Here is a 17,441-nt window from a genome sequence, read left to right as displayed (position 1 = left end):
CGATGTCGGGTATTCAACTGTTTTCCCGACGCATGTAGCTACATACGGCAAAGTCCGGGTTGGGTGGAGGCTGTGTGAAAAGAGGACGCCAAGCTGGGGATGTCCGGCCGCTTGGGAGAGCGACGGGCAGGCTTTTTGCCCCCCCATCCCGATCGTTGCAAGATCGCAAGGAAGCTCAAAGAAATCTGCGACGTCGATCGTTCGATCCCTGGATCTGAAATCTTCGACAGTAAATCAGCGATTTATGGCAACATATATTTAATTTGATACTTTTTGTGTTAGACTTATCCTCTAGCGGAGGCCCGGGATGACACGCTTTGTCCAAGCTGCAGATCGTCACCAGGTTGCCCTGCTTCCTGATTGCCTGGACGATTACGTCACGCAAGATAATCCAGCCCGCGTCGTCGATGCGTTTGTCGACGAATTGGATCTCGCAGCACTCGGCTTTGCCGGCGTGACGCCCGCCGCCACCGGTCGACCCGGCTATCACTCTGCGACGCTATTGAAGCTCTACCTGTACGGCTACTTGAACCAGATCCCGTCCAGCCGGCGCTTGGAACGGGAGGCTGGCCGCAATGTCGAACTGATGTGGCTGATCGGCCGCCTCGCACCCGACTTCAAGACGATCGCCGACTTCCGACGCGAGAACGGGGATGCGCTTCGCGCGACCTGTCGGCACTTCGTGATGCTCTGCCGGCAGGTCGGTCTCCTGGCCGGAGGCGTCGTGGCCGTCGACGGCAGCCGGTTCAAGGCCGTGAACACGCGCGACCGGAACTTCACCCCGGCCGCGGTCCGCAGGCGCATCGAGCAGGTCGAGACGAGCATCGTGCGCTACCTCGCGGCCCTCGATACCGCCGACCGTCAGGAGGCCGAGGTGACAGAGCTTCGAACCCCACGCCTGAAGGAGCGGCTCTCTGCACTCCGGGATCGGCTGCGCGCGTTGCAGGCGATGGAGACGCTCGTCGAGGCCGCGCCGGACCGACAGATCTCGCTGACCGACCCCGATGCACGGGCCATGGCGACGAACGGTAAGGGCACCGGGCTCGTCGGCTACAACGTTCAGGCCGCGGTGGACACGAAGCATCACCTCGTCGTCGCCCATGAAGTGACCAACGTCGGCCACGACCGAACCCAGCTCGCCAATATCGCGGGGCAAGCTCAGGCCGCCGCGGGCGAGGAAGCCATCCAGGTTCTGGCGGATCGGGGCTACTTCTCCGGTGAGGAGATCCTGGCCTGCGACCGGGCGGGGATCGCGGTCACCCTGCCAAAGCCGATGACGTCCGGCGCGAAGGCCGAGGGCCGATTCGGCAAGCAGGACTTTGTCTACCAGGCGAGCGACGACACCTATCGCTGCCCGGGGGACCAGACGCTGACCTATCGCTTCGAGAGCATCGAGAACGGGATGACCCTACGGCGGTACTGGACGTCGGCCTGTTCGAATTGCCCGATCAAGACCTCCTGCACGCCCGCCGAGCAGCGTCGCATCACGCGTTGGGAACACGAGCACGTGCTGGAAGCCGTCCAGCGCCGGCTCGACGAGAACCCGAACGCGATGCGTGACCGCCGCCAGACGGTCGAGCACGTCTTCGGCACCCTGAAAGCCTGGATGGGAGCGACCCACTTCCTGACCCGGGGGCTGAGGAACGTGGCCGGTGAGATGAGCCTGCAGGTTCTTGCCTACAACATGAAGCGGGTGATCGCGATCCTCGGTGCCAGCCCGCTCATCGCAGCCATCCGAGGCTGAAAGCCCGGTCCCTTTGGGCCTTGCGCTGTCAGGTCCGTCCAGTCCGCAAACGCGTTCTCACACAGCCTCGGTGGGGAGCGGACACTGGCCCTTCACCCTGAAGCGGACCGGTCACTCACATTGGAGCATCAAGCATGTCGAGGACCGGACAAGCAGGCGTCGGCCCTCCGCTGCATCGGCCAACTGTCTCGCTAAGGATGCGCTCAAGCCGGACGAGATGAGCGAGCTTGGTGCGGACCTCGGACAGGTGCGCACTGGCAATGTCCTGCACCTCAGCACAGGATCGGTGACCGGGCGCAGCCAACGTCAGCAAGGTTCGGATGTCCTCGATCCCGAAGCCCAACGCACGGGCGTGGCGAATGAACGCCAGACGCTGGACGTGAGCGGGATCGTAGGCCCGGTGACCGCCTCCGGTGCGGGCGGGCGGCGGCATGAGCCCAATGCGCTCGTAGTAGCGGACCGTCTCCAGATTGACCCCGGCCGCCGCCGCGAGTTGCCCGATGGAGAGGCCGCGCGGACCTGTGACCATTTTGCGCTTGATCCAGTAGTGGCTACGGGATGCAGAGTGCCATGATCATGATCGACACACCATCCATAGTGGCTCCCGCGAGTCCCACCCTGCACCCACCAGACAGCCTGCCGGTTCCCTCAGGAAGCTGGTTCGCCGGACTTGGTACTGTCGCTGGGCTGGGTGCTCTGGCGGCATCGTCCTGCTGCGCCCTGCCGGTGGCGCTCCTCGGTATTGGGGCGACGGGAGCCGTGTTCAGCGGGTTGGCGATGTTGGCGAGCATCCGGCCGCTCCTGCTCGGGGGGGCTGCGCTGGCCCTCCTCGTGGGGTGGGCGCTGTTCTTCCGCAGCCGGGCAACGACCTGCGCCATGGCTGGTCCATGTGCCAGCACCGGATCATCCCGGCGCACGGTTGCCCTACTCGGGCTCGGATCGGCGCTGGTTGCCCTGGCGCTTGTGTGGGAACCCTACCTTGAGCCGGTGGTGCTCAAGGCCATTCGGTAAGGCGGATGCAGCTTCAATCCACTCTCACATGTCCGCATTGCAGCCATCAAGCGACGGAAACGATGCCGACCGACGCCTGCCAGTTCTTCTATGAGTGCACCGGCTGCGGTACGCTCCTGCGCCCGAATGCGGGCGACTGCTGCGTGTTCTGCTCCTTCGGTGACGTGCCTTGTCCGCCGATCCAAGAAGCTCGTGAAAGCGGTCAGCCAGCGTCCTGTTGCTCGGGACCATAGCGATCGGCCCAGCCGAACCTCGCAGTTCAGAACGCCCTGTTTAACTCAGCCAAATGAATGGCCGCTTTCCACTCAATTCGGACGTAGATCATCCTCCACTAGGATGCTGCGAAGCGGACCTTCCGAGGGGCCGCCAAGGGTCGAAAGCAACCTAAACGCCATGTCGGGTATCCGACCGTTTTTCCGGCGATTGATTAAACCTCAGTTTCGCTGCCGAAAAATGGCTGCATCTCTGTCAGTAAACGGTGTCGGCTATTCAAACGTCGGGTAAACGTTCGCCTCTGACAATCTAGCGTCGATGCTTGCGCGTCTGGTTTTGCGCATTGCGCTATTGAAACCAGCCAGACGACTTGCGGCCAGCTTCAGTCGTACAACGGTGTTGCCTCTTACGTCCGCTTTCGGGCGCCGCGCTGGGGAGCCTGAACGACTGGGTTGGGTCGGATGCGGAATGTCCGCTTCAGGGCGAAGGGTCAGGGTCCGTTCCCCACCCGGTGCGGACCTACAGTCGGAAGCTGCTTCTCATACGTTTCCCCAGTTTCAAGGCGATGCCAGGAGGCGGTAAGCAGGAGGATGTCCACGTTCCTAAGCGGGCTTTCCGCCTTCCCCATCACTCCAGGCGACGCTGAGGGTCGAGTAGATGTGCCTGCCCTGCGCAAGCTCGTCGCCCCGCTCTGCGCGGCAGGGGTCAACTCGATTGGCCTCCTCGGCAGTACGGGGACGTATCTCTTCCTCTCGCGTACGGAACGCCGTCGCGCACTGGACGGCACCCTTGAAGAGGCGGGAGCCGTACCGATCGTCGTTGGGGTTGGGGCACTGCGAACGGATGAGGCTGTGCGGCTGGCACAGGACGCGCAGGCTGCCGGTGCCGTCGCCGGGCTGCTCGCGTCCGTGTCCTACACTCCGCTTACCGATGATGAGGTGTTCGAGCACTTCGTCACAGTTGCGCGGGAGAGTGGCCTACCGCTCTGCATCTACGACAATCCGGGCACCACGCATTTCCGGTTCAGTCCGGTTCGCGGCGGCGGCGAGCTACCACGGCGGCAATCTCGCGACCGACGCGCCAACGAGCCCCCACCTCCTCGCGCCGAGGATCAAGGCGGAGGTCTACGTCGCCGCGGCCACGGACGACGGCAGCTATCCGCCGGCGATGGCCGAGCGGTTGGAGGCATCGCTGACGCAGGCCGGCGTGCGGTACGAAACGCGCACCTATCCGGCCGCACACGGTTGGATGATGCCGGACTTCCCCGTCCACGATCCCGCCGCCGCCGAGCGTGGCTGGGACGACATGCTCGCGCTCTTCCGCCGGACCCTGCACGGAGAGGCGTGATCGCAGATGAGCGTTCGCCGAGGGCTGGCTCCTGCCGCATCCCTCAAAGCGGGTATGGGCTTCGACCCCTTGGTAGGGCTGCGAGCCTCAGCCTGCCGTGTAGAGGATACGGCGCTTACGCGGGGCGCCTTCCGCTTATCCGCCTCGGGGTGACCTGGAACGGTGCCGGCGCCGCCGCCAGGATCGGCTTCCAGGTCGCGCTCCAGTCCTCAAGGGGCACGGGATCGGACCGGTAGACGAGGTCGAGGAAGGCGAGGCCCACCTCCGCAGTTGCCCGCTTGACCAGGGGGTTCAGCGGGCCGCCGTTCCGGAGGGTTCGGTCGGTGAAGACGCTGTGCGAACCGCCCTCGAACACGACCAAAGCCTTCCGGGGGGTGGGGATCGCCGCGTAGACGTCGATGCGGTCCTGGGCGGGCGAGTAGCGACCCGGGATGCGGATCGTGTCCTCGGTCGTCGTCACGTGGAGTGTTGGGACGTCGACCGAGGCGAGCACCGCCGCGAGGTCGGTCTCCCCGTAGAAGGGCGGTGCCGAGATGACGATACTCGCGGTGAAGCGCGGGTCCCGGTACCCGAGGAGCTTCCCGTCCCGGACGACCTGGGCGCCCGTGAGGATCAGGGTTGTGTTCGCCCCGAAGGAATGTCCGGCCGCGACGATGCGCTTGCGGTCGATGGTGTCGTGGAAGGGGCCGCCCCGGTCGAGCAGGCGGTCGAGCCCGAAGCGCACGTCGTGCGTCCGCTCGATGGCCTCGCGCTCGTCGGCAGCGCTGTCCAGCCGGTCAAGCAGCAGGAGCGGGTTGCCCTGCCACAGCGTCTCGTCGCTGCCGACGTGCTGGATGTGCAGGCTGGCCGTCCCGGCCGCGGACCACCCCTCGCCGAGGTAGCTGTAGCCCTTCCGCGAGCCGCCGAGCCCGTGGGAGAAGACGATCAGGGGGATCGGGCCCTTCCTGGTGGACGACGCCGGCCAGTAGAGCCTGGCCGGCACCGCGCGGTTTCGGGAAGCGTCGATCCATTCGAAGTCGATGAACCGGGCCTCCTCAGAGGCCGACAGCGCCAGGGCCGACCGGCGCGAGAACAGGCTTCCGGCGCCCGCCGCCAGCACCATGGCCCCGAAGCGGCGGCGGTCGAGGCCGACCGGGCCCGCCCCCGAGGAGACGCCCGGCCGGGACGGAGCATCGTCATGGATGGTCATGAATGTCTCGCGGGAGCCCGGCTGGCAAATCGAACAGACCGAAACCTTATGGCTTCGGTTTGACGCCGCTGGGCCCGATCAGATGTGTCCCGTCGCACGGTGACGAGCCTTGACGAGGCCCGTCACCGTGCCCGTGGTCATGCCTCCCCGCTGGCGGCCCGGGACCCGAACCGCCGGCGGAAACCGACCTTCCGGGCCGGGCGGACCTGTCGCAAGCGGCGAGACCGCTTCGTCGTCCCCCCGTAGCGTTCGCAATCGCCCATCCGGGAAAGAGGTCCGCAACGAAATGTGCGTCCGCCATCAAGCGTGACCGCTGGACGGAACGCGTCGAATCCGTTCATGGTTTGTTCGTAACGTGGATTCGCGGAGGATCACATGCAGGTCATCGAAATCGTCATCGGCTACCCCATGCCGGTGCCGCTTCTCGCAAGACCCGTCCGGGCCGGCTTCCCGAGCCCGGCCGATGACTTCATCGAGGAGGAGATTGACCTCCAGCGCCTGCTCATCGTCAATCGCCCTGCCACCTTCCTGGTCCGGGTCGCCGGCGACAGCATGCTGCTCGCCCACCTGCACGACGGCGACCTCGCGGTGGTCGACCGGTCCCTGACCCCGCGTACCGGCGACGTCGTGGTGGTCGACATTGACGGGGAGCGCTCCTTCAAGGTCTGGAAACGACAGGGACCCCGGGTCACCCTGCACTTCGCCAACCCGCGCTTCCCCGAGTTCAGCCTGGCGCCCGACGCCCTGGTCGAGGTCTGGGGCGTCGTCTCCGGTTCCGTGTGCGCCCGGCGCCGCTGCGAATGAGCGCCCGGGCCTACGCCCTGTCCGACGGCAACAGCTTCTACTGCTCGTGCGAGCGGGTCTTCGATGCCCGCCTTGCGCGCCTTCCCGTGATCGTGCTGTCCAACAACGACGGCTGCGCGATTGCCCGGACCACCGAGGCCAAGGCGCTCGGCATCAAGATGGGTGAGCCCTGGTTCAAGATCCGCGACATGTGCCGCCAGCAGGGCGTGAAGGTCTACTCGTCGAACTATGCCCTCTACGGTGATATGTCCGCCCGTGTGAACGCGATCTATAGGGATTTCTCGCCGCGCATCGAGATCTATTCCATCGACGAGAGCTTCCTCGACATCTCGGACGTGCGGGAGCGGGACCGGGCGTCCCTGTGCCGGGACATGCGGGCGACCGTGCGGGCCTGGACGGGCATCCCCACCTGCGTCGGCATCGGGACGACGAAGACGCTGGCCAAGCTCGCCAACCACATCGCCAAGAAGGCGCCCGAGCTCGAAGGAGTCTGCGACCTGACCGACCCGGTCCAGTATGACCACTGGATGGTGCGAGTCGCGCCAGAGGAAATCTGGGGCGTCGGGGCGGCCTCGGCCCGCCGGCTGGAGGCGCTCGGGTGCGAGAGCGTCGCCGACGTACGCGACCTTGACCCGAGGATCGCCCGCAAAGCTCTGACGGTGGTGGGCGAACGCCTCGTGCACGAGCTCCGCGGGACGGCCTGCCTCGACTTGGAGACCGTTGCCCCGACGCGGAAGGGATGCGCCGTAACCCGGTCGTTCTCCGAGCGCGTCGAGGATCGCGGCACGATGGAGCAGGCCGTCGCCACCCATGCCTCCAGACTCGGCGAGAAGCTTCGGCGGGAGGGGTTGGCGACCAACCACGTCACGGTCTTCTTCCACACCTCGGAGCATGACCGCGACCGGCCGCAGAGATCGATCTCCACCGTCGTCACGCTTCCCGAGGCGACCAACGACACCCTCGCGCTAGTCAAGGCCGCCACCCACGGCGTCCGGAAGACCTGGCGTGACGGGTACCGCTATTCCAAGGCCGGGGTGGTCACAACCGACCTGATGCCGCTGGCTACCTCGCAACGCGCCATGCCCGGCCTGGGTCAACTCGACCGCGAGATGGGGGTGGCCCTCATGGAAGCCCTCGACGCCTGCAACCGACGCTTCGGACGGGGTGCCGTCGTGCCGGGGGCCGCCGGGTTCGCCCCAAAGCGTTCGTGGTCGACAAAGTTTGAGATGCGGTCGCCACGATACACCACACGGGTCGATGAGTTGCCCGTAGTGGCTGCGGCATGACGGTGCCGACCGAGGCGAGCCGTGCTGCCTTTCCTGGCCCGGAGGGGTACCTAGCTTTGGTCCCACTCGGCCGATAGCGCTGGTTCCACATTTCAACGACTGGCGCCCTCGGCCCACTTGCTGCCGAGGAGCAAGACATGGCCATCGAAACGTCCAGGGGCCGACGGCTGCGGGCCGCCCCCGCGTCAGCATTATGGATCTGTTCGACGTAGCGGCCTGGGGCTCAGATTCGGTCTTATCCCGGCTAGGAGCGTACGAGACCGATGCGCTGTGAAGAACGGTGACCACGTAGCCCCGCCCAACGAATATATGGGTCTCGCCGAGCGCGATGCGACCTGCGTCCAGCTGGGCGGTGCGCACCACCAGCGACTGCATCGGAAGCTCTTCACAAGCGCCTGAGTTTTTTCATCACGGCTGCAACTTTGCTACATTGCGACGGAATGAGCTTGCCGTCCTGCTTCCTGTTTCAGCATCCAATTAGATCCAATCGCTTCAATCCACGTGGCAACTCGTACGATAGCAGCCCGATCGGCCGGCCACTTTCCGTCGCAATGTAGCAGCGTAGCAAATGAAACCGTTGATTTCTGACATGGAGTATGGCAATTTGCGACGAAGTGGTCGCGTCCGATCTGAACGGCCGGCGAACCGTCGCGATTGCCTGTCTGCTGAGCGAGTGGCCGTAAAACTAAGAAATATTTGAGGATTAGGACACAATGAGCGCTTCCGAAACCAAACCAACCGGTCGTGAACTGCAAGATACAAATAACGAAGACACTATTTTTGTTTCTAGCTACCCAATCGAAGCTCTCGGTCCACTGGCAAATCTTGCCAAGTCAACGGCTGAGATTGTGCAGGCGCCAATCGAGGTAGTTGCTCAGTGCTTGCTCAGTATTTTGTCACTTGTGACGCAGGGTATTGCGAGCGTTCAAACACCGTTTATGCAAGAATGCCCGTTATCGTTATGCCTGGTAACAGCTATTGAGTCCTGGCCGAAGAAGAAGTTCATCGATAGAATTTTATTTTCTGATATTAAAGGATACGAACAAGATCAGCAGAGAATGTTGGTCGATCATTTACGTCGAAAAAGCGGTGATGACCGAACTTCAGGCGCTCGCGACGCCGATAAAATTTCTCTCGGATGCTTACATATGTTGTCAGGCTTAAGTTTCGAGCAAGTTGTCAAAAACCTCTCTGATTTATCCGGCTCAATCTTGTATTCTAGTGAAGATCTGACACAATTTTTAGGTCGAAGCGGACGTAAAGCCAATAATATAAAGTTTGATCTAGATAATTATTTTGATAAAATATGGTCCGGCGAAACGTTCACGCTGACTCATGGATCAGCCCTAAAGATTATTCGCGGCCGAAGGGTCGCTCTAAGTCTCTATGTTGACAACGAGTTAGCCCCAGACGTGCTCAGATTTGATAAAATCAGCTCGAGAAGCTTCCTGTCTAAATCTCTAGTTTCTTGTCCGAACTGGAATGTCGAATACGACACCTTTGTAGATGCGACGGATCTCAAGCCTATTGGAATTGAAGACTTCAGCGACCGCTGTATTTCTCTTCTCACACAAATCGAGTCGCCGCCCGCGGAAAAATATAACGAACTCTCTCCGCGAGTGCTGAAATTGGGAGGTAAGGAAAGAATGCAGCTGCTTGAGTTTGTAGAAGACGTTGAGGCTCATTCGAAGCCAGGCGAGTATTTCGCAGCAATAAGAAGCTTTACCCAGAATACCGCCGAACATATTTGTCGACTTGCAGGCGTATTGGAAATATATTCCGACCCAAATGCTGTCAATATTGGGAACGAAACGCTAAATAATTCTATTGAACTATATAGATATTACCTTAATGAAATGAAGAACGCACAAGCTCCAAATTCAGTCGATGAAGCGATCTCTGACGCAGAAAGGTTGCTGATTTGGCTTAAAAATCAGTATCAAAAGCATCTTGAGGAAACTGGGTCTTCAGCTTTCCAGGTTCGCTACGTACTTCAGCGCACGCACTCATCTATGAGGAGCAAGGATAAATTAGCGCGTGCTCTAAAAGAGCTTGAAGATCGTCGTTGTGTAACCGTTGATATGACAACGAAAGAAATCACTCTGCGTGATCTAGTTGAGGACTAAGTCTGACCTCAGACATCTACTCGATCAGGGCGGCGAGAAGGTGCAAGGTTTCGGGGAACATGGCGGGCTTCTCGGGGGAGGATGCCACCGCTCCCTGGCGATGCACACGCTCAGACGTAGGCGAGGCCGCCTCCAATGCGCCACGGGTACCCTGGCGCTGCTGGACACGATTTTGTCGAGCTTGGTCAGGGCAGAGTGCGCGGCCGACATCGTGGTTGCCCTGACGAGATAATCCGCCCATTCGCGCCCGTCGTCTGCCTGTTCCCGCACAGCGAGACCTGCAGCCACGAGGCACTGACGCAGGGCGCCACTGTGCTCGACGTCCCACTCGGCCAGCGTGCATGCTAGGTCCGCCAGTCCCGGAGGATGGCGCGTAGGTAGGCCCGCGGCTGGCGGTTCTCGTTGTGGGCGGTCAGGTGCTCGACGGTGCGATCCTTGTAGATACGGCGCCCGTGCGGCGACACGGCCGGGGCATCCCCGTACCAGCCTGCCCGGATGGCGGTAAGGCGAGCGCAGCGCTCATCGAAGGCGGAGGCATCCAGCATGGTCATGCTCCCACCGCGGCGATGTCCGGACGTGAGAACGCCCGCTGGGCCGGGAGGCTCGCAGCAGGCGTCCGTCCTCGGTGGAGGCAGGTGCCAATCCTGTAGTCCTCGGCACGCATCTCCTTGCAGGGCGGCGCGGGAGCAGATGGCGAGGTTTAGGGGGCTGCGGGCACCTGCAACGGACAACCCCCGAGGGGTGGTGGCCAAGGTCCCAGGCAAGCTCAGGGCGCCACATGAACCATCGGACCATTCACCCGATGGCGCCCCCAACATGGGACACTTCATGACCAACGATTTCACCAACAGTGGTGGGTGAAACACGTTGTTGAAATCGGCATGCCCCAATCCGGCATTGAGCATGGCCATGAAACGAAGAGACCCCCCGCCGTTACCGACGAGGGGTCTTCGAGGTTGTGGTGCAACGTCGAGCCCGAGAGCCCGATCATAATAGCCCCGCCCTTGGCGATAGACAACGCCTATCTGTAGGCCGTCCGAGATCTCTCGCGCTCCCTCGCCTCCATGCGCAGCCGCGCCTTCTCGGCGCAGGCACGAAGGTTGGCGCTCACCTCGGCCCGGGTCATCGGACGCTGAGGCGGCGTAATAGCCCCGAGGGGCCCCCACGCCCCCAGCGAGGCGAACTCGGAGACGGCCGTCATCTCGACCTGCGGTCGACGAACAGGCTCAGGCTCAGGCGGCGCCGGGAGAGTGACAGGGGCCTCAACACGCACCGGGGCTGGGGAATCTGTCCTGGGGGGCAAGGGCGCCCACTGCCTCCGCGCAGGGGCAGGAGGAGGCGCAGATTCCCGAACGAGCGCAGCGGCGGCAGCGGCAGCGGCGGCAACCTCGGCCTCGGCACGGAGCTCGTGGAGGGCGGCCTGGAGGAAGGGCGGCAGGGGGGGACGAGGAGTAGGGGTAGCGTCAGGAACGAGAGCGGGCGGAGCAAGAGGGGGCGGAGAAGGAACGGCGGCGGAGACCACGGGACGGAGAGAGACAGGCCGGGGAGCGGGTCGCCTCAGAGCCAGGACGGGGCGGAACCGGGCCTCCGGAGAGGGGGCAGCCAGAAGGGAGGAGGCGGACCCCGACGCCTCCGGCGAGAGGCCCTCCTTCCCCTCCGGGAACGGGGCGGTCACCCCGGTGGTAGGATCGCTCACGGGCTCCGCAAATGGGGTCTCCAAGAAGGGTAGGGTATTCCCCGCCGCCTCCGGAGAAGGGGCGACCATGGGATCCGCAGAGGAGGTCTCCTCCAAGGAAGGAAGGACACCCACGACCCCCGAGATCGCCCCCGAGGGGGTATATCGGATTGATTGCGTTGATCGTGTTGAAACTACAGGGGAAATGGTCGAAATCGTGTGGCTCAAGACATCCCCCATAATTCCGGATACCTCTGCCCCTCGGGACCCTGGTGCGAGGAAGCTGTCGTGGATGGGCAGCACACCAATCTTGGCAGCCCGACACCGCTTCATGACCTCGTGCGCCATTCTGGAATCGACGGACATGAGGCGAATGCCGGCGTCGCTCCCGATGTCGGCAGCAATGAGAGGATTGGCCGCCTGCACGGCCTCGACGATGCGCCTCGTCTCCGCCGGCCCATAGGTCCAGACGGGCTCGCCATCCTCGTTCATCTCATACCGCTTCTGCAGCAGCGCGCCGATGCCCTTCGGGATCGTCTTGGCGTTGAGCACGACGTTGAGCGCCAGTTTTCCGGCGTCACGATGCCAGCCCTTCGTGACGTACGGATCGTGCTGGAGGACGTGGCCGCGCATGGCGTACAGGAGCCGCGGATGGATGGCCGAGAAGTCCGGCTCAACCGTCCACTCGCCGTCGATAAGGAGTTCGGCCCTGCGATCCTTCGGGAGGGACTGCCACCACCCATACCAACGTCCGTGCCGGTCCCAGCGTCCCCGGCCAAAAACACGATACACCTCGGGGGTCGGGGTCGGCCGGACGCAGGTCCAGGTCACGCCCTTCTTCTTGACCTTGCGGGCGTGAATGTGGTGCGCCGAGATCTTCCAGTCCTCGGGGTTGGAGTCCGGACTGATTCCGACCTCGATGTCGCCGAGGTAGCGATTGATGTCCTCGACCTCGGCCACCAAGCGCCGGGTCTGCGCCGTTTCGCGGAAGTCGATGCGGTCGCCGGCTTCGTTCTTCAGGACGATAGGGCACCTGCTCCCGACGTGGAGCAGGTCGACGCCCTCGGCGAGGGTGAGCAGCTTGTCGGTCGCGACCATGCGGGACTGGTGGCCATGGGTGAGATGGGCGCCCGGAGCGGATCTCATCTCGTCAATCAGGCCGGCTTCGCCGAGTTCGGCGACCGCGCGGCGCACGTTCGCGTAGGAGTAGTCCGTGCCTTCGTACCTGCCCTGCTTCGCGTAGAAATCACGCGAGCGGCTGTACGAGACCCACGGCCGGTCGGAATCCCCCGCTAGGACGAGGGATGCGAGGACGGAGTTGCGGGCCCGGCGGTAGGATGAGCGGCCGATCTCGGTCAGGCCGGCTCGCTCGGCGATGGCGTCCGGGGCGCGCCAATGAAAGTCCAGGGCTCGGGCATCAAGGCAACGGGGGTCGAACAGCATGTGGGAGGGGGCTCTCGATGGCCCGTGACAGGCACCACACCGTCACGGTCCGAGCATGCTCACCCCGGATTTGCCCTTTGACCAGAGGGGCTTAGCCCGCCGGATTTCCGGCGCTCCCCGTCAATTCCGTGCTGCCCCAGGCCGCTCGCGACCCCCGATCCATCGCGGGTCTGAGCGGCCTGGCGTGGGTGACTTTGAGTTGGGCTGAAGAATCCTCCACCCGGTCCTGAAGCCGCCTTCTCGTCCTCGCCTCACGAACCAACTTTATTTTGATGCCCCGCCGCCCGAGCCATCTCGCACAGCCTTGACACCGCCTACCTACTAGAAGGTAGCCGAATCGGCAGCAATTCCATACAGTTGCGGCGTCTCCTTGAGCCCGAGGTCTGCCGATGAGTGTGGTGCGTGCGTGTGTGCGTGTCGGATACGTCTCGGGCGGCACGAGACACGCTGGTGACGGCGGTACAGGACCACATCGAGCGTCAAGGGTGGACCCCGGCCGAGGTGGCCCGCATCCTCTCCGATGCCCCGCCCGAGGGCGAATGCGAGACGGCGCGTCGCCTTCAGGCCCAGGTCGTCGAAGCCGCTCGCGACCGCCTCGACGAGAAGGGGTACACCCCGACCGAGATCGCGCAGAACCTCCCCTCGGTGAGGCGGGAATTCGTCAAAAGGTTCATGAGCGGGCGCGAGCTCGTGAGCCTGGATTAATCCCTTTCGTTCTTCGAGGCCCTGGGCCTGAGGATGAAGGTCATCATCGAGACCGACAAAAGCATCGCCCCGCGCCGGTACGCCGATTCCCCCCTGGGAGATCTACGAACGGGCCCCGCGTCGAGAGATCGAGGAAAGCCGGGCCTGATGCCGGGCATGGCCCCCACTGGGAAGGCAAGGTCTGCGACCACCTCGGCGAGAGCCCCCGCACCCTGCGCCGGTGGCGTGACGGCGAGGGCGCGCCCTCGACCCGGACAATGGCATGGTGCCGCGAATGGGCCATGAGGACCGCAGCGGATCTCCTCGATGCCGCGGGCGAGGCTGACCTTGCCGGCGACGTCCGCGACCGCCTGAGAAGTCTGGACAGGCGCGCCGTCGAGAAGGGGCACGCGGCCTTCATGGCATCAAGGGCTCAGTCCCCGGTCGAGAACTGAGCGGGACCGCCGGCGCAGATGGTCTTGTCGTACCACCGCATCGCGGCCCCCTCGGCGAGGTCGACGCACCACGTGCCGAGCTTGCCCGCGCCGCCGCACCACAAACCCTGGGCCATCTGCGCGCGGCCCTTCGCCTTGACGATGACCGCCTCCTTCGGGGCGCGCCAGTCGGTGATGGAACAGTGGGCCTCGACGACGTCGTGCCCGCGGCCGGGGGAGACGTAGAGCGTCGTCGCGTGGGTGAAGGGCCCGTGGCGCTCCGTCGTCGAGACGGCCCAATTGGGGGCGCTCCACGGGCCGTCTCCCGCGATGGCGGCCCAAGGATAGAGAACGGCAAGGACAAGGATTGCGAAACGCATCGTGGAGGTCCTGATCAGGAGAGGTTGGAGGCCCAGCACGAGCCGTCCGCGAGGAACGAGACGACGGCGGCCGCCTTTATCGAGGTGCCGTCGGGGAGAGTGAAATCGGCTGCGCGGTAGGGGTCGAAGCGAACCCTCACCGCCTGCTCGGCGAGCGGGGATTCCGACAGGACGCCCCTCGCGAAGGCCACCACCTCGCGCTGGCCCCGTGACCGAACACGCCGGACGCCGGCCGCCGAGACGATGAACGTGACGTCCCGAAGCATGACCGCCTGCCGGTGCCCAACGACGCGACCGCCCTCGCGGATCGAGAAGGCGCGCCGCCGGAGGTTCCGGTAGACGTCGACAGTCACGGGATGCGGGGGAGGCGCGGAAGAAACAGGGTGGCCCCCTCGGTCTGCAGGGCCAGACGCATGGCATCGTAGATATCGATGCGCCCGCTGGCATGAAGGGCGATCAGACGCTCGATCCGCAACGTCGCCGCGATCTGAAACAGCCCGCAGCTACGGCTATCCCACGACGTGCGGACGCGGTCGCGGACGGCGACGAGATCCTCACTCTGCATGGGGCTCCCCGTCAGTGAGCGAGCCCATCAAAGCCTCGATTGTCGACCCAATGGCGATGGCGTCGGCCGGATCGATTTGAGACGTGATCACCAGCCTCATCAGCGTGAATTGCAGGTCCCGCAGGCCCTGCAGACGGGAGTTCTCGTTCGTCATGATCGCCCCCTCAATTCAGCGGGCCGCGGGCGGCGGGCGGAAGCTCGTCCCGCACACGGAAGATGATCTCGACGCACGTCTGGAGCGCCCGGATCGAGCCCCCCTTCCAGCCCTCGCGCAGGGATTCCCACTCGATGGAATCGAAGGCGGACCAGCCCAGGTCGAGACCGCGCTCGCGGCAGAGCTGTTGAGAGACCCGGGGCGCCAGCATGGACAGATGCTCGGCCGACGGCTCGGGGACTTCCACCAGGGTCATGCGGTCGCGGAGGGAGGCCGGGAGCGCAGCGACGCTGTTCGCCGTCGGGATGTAGACGAGGTTGGAGATGTCGACTGCGTGGAGCAGGAACGGGCTGTGCCAAGACCGAGACGTTTCGGGCTCCCAGGCGCCGTGAAGAGTGTCGTGTAGGCTCCCGCCGTTGCTCTTGCGGGTTCCGGCCGCCTTCTCGATCTCGTCATGGGAGATGCAGACGGTCGCCTTCTTCTCTCCGGCAACGGCAGCCTCAGCGACGCCAAGGTGGCCACTCTGCCACCTCACGCTAGTGCCGCCGTAGCTGTTCTCCGAGGCGGAATCGGCTTGGTACCGGACGAACCTCAGCCCGCAGGATTCGGCGAGCTCGCGGGCCAGCGCCGACTTCCCGCAGCCCGGAGATCCATGCAGGCACAGGACCGCCAGACCAAAATGCGTCCTGCCCGCCTGGGCGGTCCGGAATGCGCGGATGGCCCTGTGCGCCCACGGGTATGCCTTCAGGCGGTCCCGCTCCCACGCGTCCCAATCCTCGGGCACAGGTACCAGGGGAAGCTCGCGACCGAGGGCGTCGCCGAGGAGGGACCTCACGTCCTTCTGATTTTCGGTCTTCCCGATGGAGGCGAGGATCGACTTGGGGAAGACGACGACGCCCGGCGCCGGCAGAGGCTCGGCGAGCGATTGCTTGATCAGGCGATCCAGGATCGGGCCGGCTGGGACGCGGACGATCCCGGCGCGGTCATTGTCGATGCCGTCGTCGTGGATCTCGCGGATCTCGCGCCGGGGCTCGGCTACGCCCCGACGGAGAACGCGGTCGGCCATGTCATCGGCGACGATCAGCATGTCGGGGTAGACGATGCACGGCTCCCGATCAGGCCATTCTCCGGGCGCGAGCAAGTTCAGCCCGAACGCCCTGCGACCGATCCTGGCGGCGACCTCCCCGGGCTGGCGGGCCATAGCCCACATCGTCTCCATCAGGGCCGGCCGCGCCTGCTCGTAACCGGCGAGGCCCAGGTATGTCGCGGCGATCTCGTGGAGGTCCTGGAACGTCAGCCACGCGGCGTTCGAGACGTGATGCTTGCCAGCCCGCACCCGTTCCAGGGTGCGCTGAAGCGAGAGAAACGCCTCCAGGATCTGATCGAGGAACCGCGCATCTGCGACCGGGCCATTCCTCTGGATGGCCACGCGCCGCATCGCCGCGCGGTGCATTCCCATGACGACCCAGGCGAGGAGGCGGTCGCCGTCGCACTCGTCGATGACCGCCTTCTTGTCTTCCACGGCCAGGGACGGCGCGATGGCGACGAGGCGCGGGATGAGGTCTCGATGACCGGAGTTTCGGTAGTAGCCAATCTCCCCTGCGAAGATCAGCTCAAGGGGCTCCAGACGCAGGGCGTCGCGCATGTCGGTTGCACCGGGTTGCCGCGAGTGGCTTGAGCCTCTGGCGGTAGGGGACGCACGGTTATAGCAGGCCCGTTTTAATGATCGGAGATCTCAGTCCTTACAATTGTCTGCATCCACCGGTTCCGGCCTGATCGGCCGTCCCGTGTGGACCTGCCGGAGGGCCTCGACGGCGTTGCGCGCCACCCGGCCGGCATCGTCGATGCGGTCGAGCATCGAATGCCCCTCACCGTAGGACGTTGCGTACGAGGCCAGGGCCCGCAGGATGCGTCCCATGCCCTCCGCATCGGGGCCTTCCGAAACAGCACCGAGGGTGCGTAGGATGTTCGGGTGCAGCGTGTTCTTGGCGAGCCGGTCCCGCTGCAACGCCCGCCGGTTGATCGCGAACGATTCCGCCAGCGCGTAGGACCAACCCTCCGGCCATGCCCGCGTCGCCGCGGCCTCGATGGCGCCGGCCAGTACGGGGTTGACGCTGGCCGGATCGAGCGGGGTCGGGACGCCATCAAGGACGGAATGGGGAGCCCTCGCCGGGTCGTAGGCGAGCACCGCCGGGCCGGTACCGAGGAAGCCGACTGCGATCCACCCCGCCGGGACGGGGAACACCTCGGTGTCGACGTAGGAGAGCGCGATCTGCATGCCCCTGGGATAGCATGTGTCCGTAAACGAAGAAGGCCCCGGCTGATGCCATGGCCCTTCTAGTATCGTCGTATACCCCCGGGATGGTGAGAGCCGATGCCAATCGCG

18 protein-coding genes and 1 pseudogene are annotated in these 17,441 nt (G+C 64.3%); 9 read left to right on the top strand and 10 right to left on the bottom strand.

The genetic code is table 11. The features are described 5' to 3' along the window. Nucleotides 1–307: 307 nt before the first annotated feature. Nucleotides 308–1,744, top strand: a complete 1,437-nt coding sequence (locus MKK60_RS06625) for an IS1182 family transposase (protein WP_243984555.1) — start codon at nt 308–310, stop codon at nt 1,742–1,744. Nucleotides 1,745–1,859: 115 nt separating this feature from the next. Here the strand turns inward: MKK60_RS06625 and MKK60_RS06620 are convergent, their stop codons facing one another. Further along, a complete protein-coding gene (locus tag MKK60_RS06620; RefSeq protein ID WP_243984553.1) occupies nt 1,860–2,273 on the bottom strand; it encodes a MerR family transcriptional regulator in 414 nt (137 codons plus the stop codon). A 29-nt stretch (nt 2,274–2,302) separates the two neighbouring features. Here MKK60_RS06620 and MKK60_RS28650 point away from each other — a divergent pair, with 29 nt between their 5' ends. The 4 genes and pseudogenes from MKK60_RS28650 to MKK60_RS06605 all read left to right on the top strand — a co-directional run bounded on the left by MKK60_RS28650 (nt 2,303) and on the right by MKK60_RS06605 (nt 4,315). After that, on the top strand, nt 2,303–2,755 hold the full coding sequence (locus MKK60_RS28650) for a mercuric transporter MerT family protein (RefSeq protein WP_409567372.1): 453 nt from the start codon (nt 2,303–2,305) through the stop codon (nt 2,753–2,755). A 5-nt stretch (nt 2,756–2,760) separates the two neighbouring features. Next, the gene (locus MKK60_RS06615) at nt 2,761–2,988 is read left to right on the top strand and encodes a GDCCVxC domain-containing (seleno)protein (RefSeq protein ID WP_243984551.1); all 228 of its coding nucleotides are present in this window, start codon (nt 2,761–2,763) and stop codon (nt 2,986–2,988) included. Nucleotides 2,989–3,558: 570 nt separating this feature from the next. Next, nucleotides 3,559–4,003 (top strand): annotated as a pseudogene (locus MKK60_RS06610) (dihydrodipicolinate synthase family protein); the annotation flags it as partial. Then, nucleotides 3,899–4,315 carry a dienelactone hydrolase family protein gene (locus tag MKK60_RS06605; RefSeq protein ID WP_313901114.1) on the top strand — a complete coding sequence of 139 codons (417 nt, stop codon included), beginning with the start codon at nt 3,899–3,901 and terminating at the stop codon, nt 4,313–4,315. The pseudogene MKK60_RS06610 and the gene MKK60_RS06605, both read left to right, overlap by 105 nt. 115 nt (nt 4,316–4,430) lie before the next feature. On the opposite strand, the gene MKK60_RS06600 is transcribed toward MKK60_RS06605, so the two are convergent. Beyond that, nucleotides 4,431–5,504 (bottom strand): alpha/beta hydrolase family protein, encoded by a 1,074-nt coding sequence (locus tag MKK60_RS06600; protein ID WP_243984546.1) that lies wholly within the window; start codon nt 5,502–5,504, stop codon nt 4,431–4,433. A 375-nt stretch (nt 5,505–5,879) separates the two neighbouring features. Between MKK60_RS06600 and MKK60_RS06595 the strand changes: the two genes are divergently transcribed. The 3 genes from MKK60_RS06595 (at nt 5,880) to MKK60_RS06580 (ending at nt 9,720) form a co-directional block, all read left to right on the top strand. Further along, nucleotides 5,880–6,308, top strand: a complete 429-nt coding sequence (locus MKK60_RS06595) for a LexA family protein (protein WP_243984544.1) — start codon at nt 5,880–5,882, stop codon at nt 6,306–6,308. Next, complete coding sequence (locus MKK60_RS06590; RefSeq protein WP_243984542.1) at nt 6,305–7,594, top strand: Y-family DNA polymerase; 1,290 nt, start codon at nt 6,305–6,307, stop codon at nt 7,592–7,594. The genes MKK60_RS06595 and MKK60_RS06590 overlap by 4 nt, the downstream gene beginning before the upstream one ends. Nucleotides 7,595–8,307: 713 nt before the next feature. Beyond that, nucleotides 8,308–9,720, top strand: coding sequence for a DUF3987 domain-containing protein (locus MKK60_RS06580; protein WP_243984539.1), 1,413 nt, complete (start codon nt 8,308–8,310; stop codon nt 9,718–9,720). A gap of 344 nt (nt 9,721–10,064) precedes the next feature. On the opposite strand, the gene MKK60_RS06575 is transcribed toward MKK60_RS06580, so the two are convergent. Both MKK60_RS06575 and MKK60_RS06570 read right to left on the bottom strand, forming a co-directional pair. Continuing rightward, entirely contained in the window at nt 10,065–10,265 is a 201-nt protein-coding gene (locus MKK60_RS06575; protein WP_243984537.1) for a hypothetical protein, read from the bottom strand. A 476-nt stretch (nt 10,266–10,741) separates the two neighbouring features. Beyond that, nucleotides 10,742–12,838, bottom strand: a complete 2,097-nt coding sequence (locus MKK60_RS06570; protein WP_243984535.1) for a hypothetical protein — start codon at nt 12,836–12,838, stop codon at nt 10,742–10,744. 450 nt (nt 12,839–13,288) lie between these two features. On the opposite strand from MKK60_RS06570, the gene MKK60_RS06565 reads away from it, so the two are divergent. After that, nucleotides 13,289–13,543 carry a hypothetical protein gene (locus tag MKK60_RS06565; RefSeq protein WP_243984533.1) on the top strand — a complete coding sequence of 85 codons (255 nt, stop codon included), beginning with the start codon at nt 13,289–13,291 and terminating at the stop codon, nt 13,541–13,543. A gap of 412 nt (nt 13,544–13,955) precedes the next feature. On the opposite strand, the gene MKK60_RS06560 is transcribed toward MKK60_RS06565, so the two are convergent. From MKK60_RS06560 to MKK60_RS06535, 6 genes are all read right to left on the bottom strand, one after another. Further along, on the bottom strand, nt 13,956–14,336 hold the full coding sequence (locus tag MKK60_RS06560) for a hypothetical protein (RefSeq protein WP_243984531.1): 381 nt from the start codon (nt 14,334–14,336) through the stop codon (nt 13,956–13,958). A gap of 14 nt (nt 14,337–14,350) precedes the next feature. Then, nucleotides 14,351–14,689, bottom strand: a complete 339-nt coding sequence (locus MKK60_RS06555; RefSeq protein WP_243984529.1) for a hypothetical protein — start codon at nt 14,687–14,689, stop codon at nt 14,351–14,353. After that, a complete protein-coding gene (locus tag MKK60_RS06550) occupies nt 14,686–14,901 on the bottom strand; it encodes a hypothetical protein (RefSeq protein WP_243984526.1) in 216 nt (71 codons plus the stop codon). The genes MKK60_RS06555 and MKK60_RS06550 overlap by 4 nt, the downstream gene beginning before the upstream one ends. Then, complete coding sequence (locus tag MKK60_RS06545) at nt 14,891–15,055, bottom strand: hypothetical protein (protein WP_243984524.1); 165 nt, start codon at nt 15,053–15,055, stop codon at nt 14,891–14,893. The genes MKK60_RS06550 and MKK60_RS06545 overlap by 11 nt, the downstream gene beginning before the upstream one ends. A gap of 10 nt (nt 15,056–15,065) precedes the next feature. Continuing rightward, nucleotides 15,066–16,700, bottom strand: a complete 1,635-nt coding sequence (locus MKK60_RS06540) for an AAA family ATPase (protein WP_243984522.1) — start codon at nt 16,698–16,700, stop codon at nt 15,066–15,068. Between the two features lie 90 nt (nt 16,701–16,790). Further along, on the bottom strand, nt 16,791–17,333 hold the full coding sequence (locus MKK60_RS06535) for a hypothetical protein (RefSeq protein WP_243984519.1): 543 nt from the start codon (nt 17,331–17,333) through the stop codon (nt 16,791–16,793). Nucleotides 17,334–17,441 lie beyond the last annotated feature (108 nt).

This window comes from Methylobacterium sp. J-092 (genome assembly GCF_022829325.1).
Taxonomy (GTDB): Bacteria; Pseudomonadota; Alphaproteobacteria; order Rhizobiales; family Beijerinckiaceae; genus Methylobacterium.
This window is presented reverse-complemented; position numbering and strand designations above follow the sequence as displayed.

What these genes read in the sequence shown, in the direction of transcription:
- MKK60_RS06605 (WP_313901114.1), top strand. Translation starts at nt 3,899, where the DNA reads ATGATGAGGTGTTCGAGCACTTCGTCACAGTTGCGCGGGAGAGTGGCC.
- MKK60_RS06550 (WP_243984526.1), bottom strand. Translation starts at nt 14,901, where the DNA reads ATGCAGAGTGAGGATCTCGTCGCCGTCCGCGACCGCGTCCGCACGTCG.
- MKK60_RS06575 (WP_243984537.1), bottom strand. Translation starts at nt 10,265, where the DNA reads ATGCTGGATGCCTCCGCCTTCGATGAGCGCTGCGCTCGCCTTACCGCC.
- MKK60_RS06545 (WP_243984524.1), bottom strand. Translation starts at nt 15,055, where the DNA reads ATGACGAACGAGAACTCCCGTCTGCAGGGCCTGCGGGACCTGCAATTC.
- MKK60_RS06595 (WP_243984544.1), top strand. Translation starts at nt 5,880, where the DNA reads ATGCAGGTCATCGAAATCGTCATCGGCTACCCCATGCCGGTGCCGCTT.
- MKK60_RS06625 (WP_243984555.1), top strand. Translation starts at nt 308, where the DNA reads ATGACACGCTTTGTCCAAGCTGCAGATCGTCACCAGGTTGCCCTGCTT.
- MKK60_RS06590 (WP_243984542.1), top strand. Translation starts at nt 6,305, where the DNA reads ATGAGCGCCCGGGCCTACGCCCTGTCCGACGGCAACAGCTTCTACTGC.
- MKK60_RS06620 (WP_243984553.1), bottom strand. Translation starts at nt 2,273, where the DNA reads ATGGTCACAGGTCCGCGCGGCCTCTCCATCGGGCAACTCGCGGCGGCG.
- MKK60_RS06580 (WP_243984539.1), top strand. Translation starts at nt 8,308, where the DNA reads ATGAGCGCTTCCGAAACCAAACCAACCGGTCGTGAACTGCAAGATACA.
- MKK60_RS06535 (WP_243984519.1), bottom strand. Translation starts at nt 17,333, where the DNA reads ATGCAGATCGCGCTCTCCTACGTCGACACCGAGGTGTTCCCCGTCCCG.
- MKK60_RS06540 (WP_243984522.1), bottom strand. Translation starts at nt 16,700, where the DNA reads ATGCGCGACGCCCTGCGTCTGGAGCCCCTTGAGCTGATCTTCGCAGGG.
- MKK60_RS06570 (WP_243984535.1), bottom strand. Translation starts at nt 12,838, where the DNA reads ATGCTGTTCGACCCCCGTTGCCTTGATGCCCGAGCCCTGGACTTTCAT.
- MKK60_RS06600 (WP_243984546.1), bottom strand. Translation starts at nt 5,504, where the DNA reads ATGACCATCCATGACGATGCTCCGTCCCGGCCGGGCGTCTCCTCGGGG.
- MKK60_RS06615 (WP_243984551.1), top strand. Translation starts at nt 2,761, where the DNA reads ATGCAGCTTCAATCCACTCTCACATGTCCGCATTGCAGCCATCAAGCG.
- MKK60_RS06560 (WP_243984531.1), bottom strand. Translation starts at nt 14,336, where the DNA reads ATGCGTTTCGCAATCCTTGTCCTTGCCGTTCTCTATCCTTGGGCCGCC.
- MKK60_RS28650 (WP_409567372.1), top strand. Translation starts at nt 2,303, where the DNA reads ATGCAGAGTGCCATGATCATGATCGACACACCATCCATAGTGGCTCCC.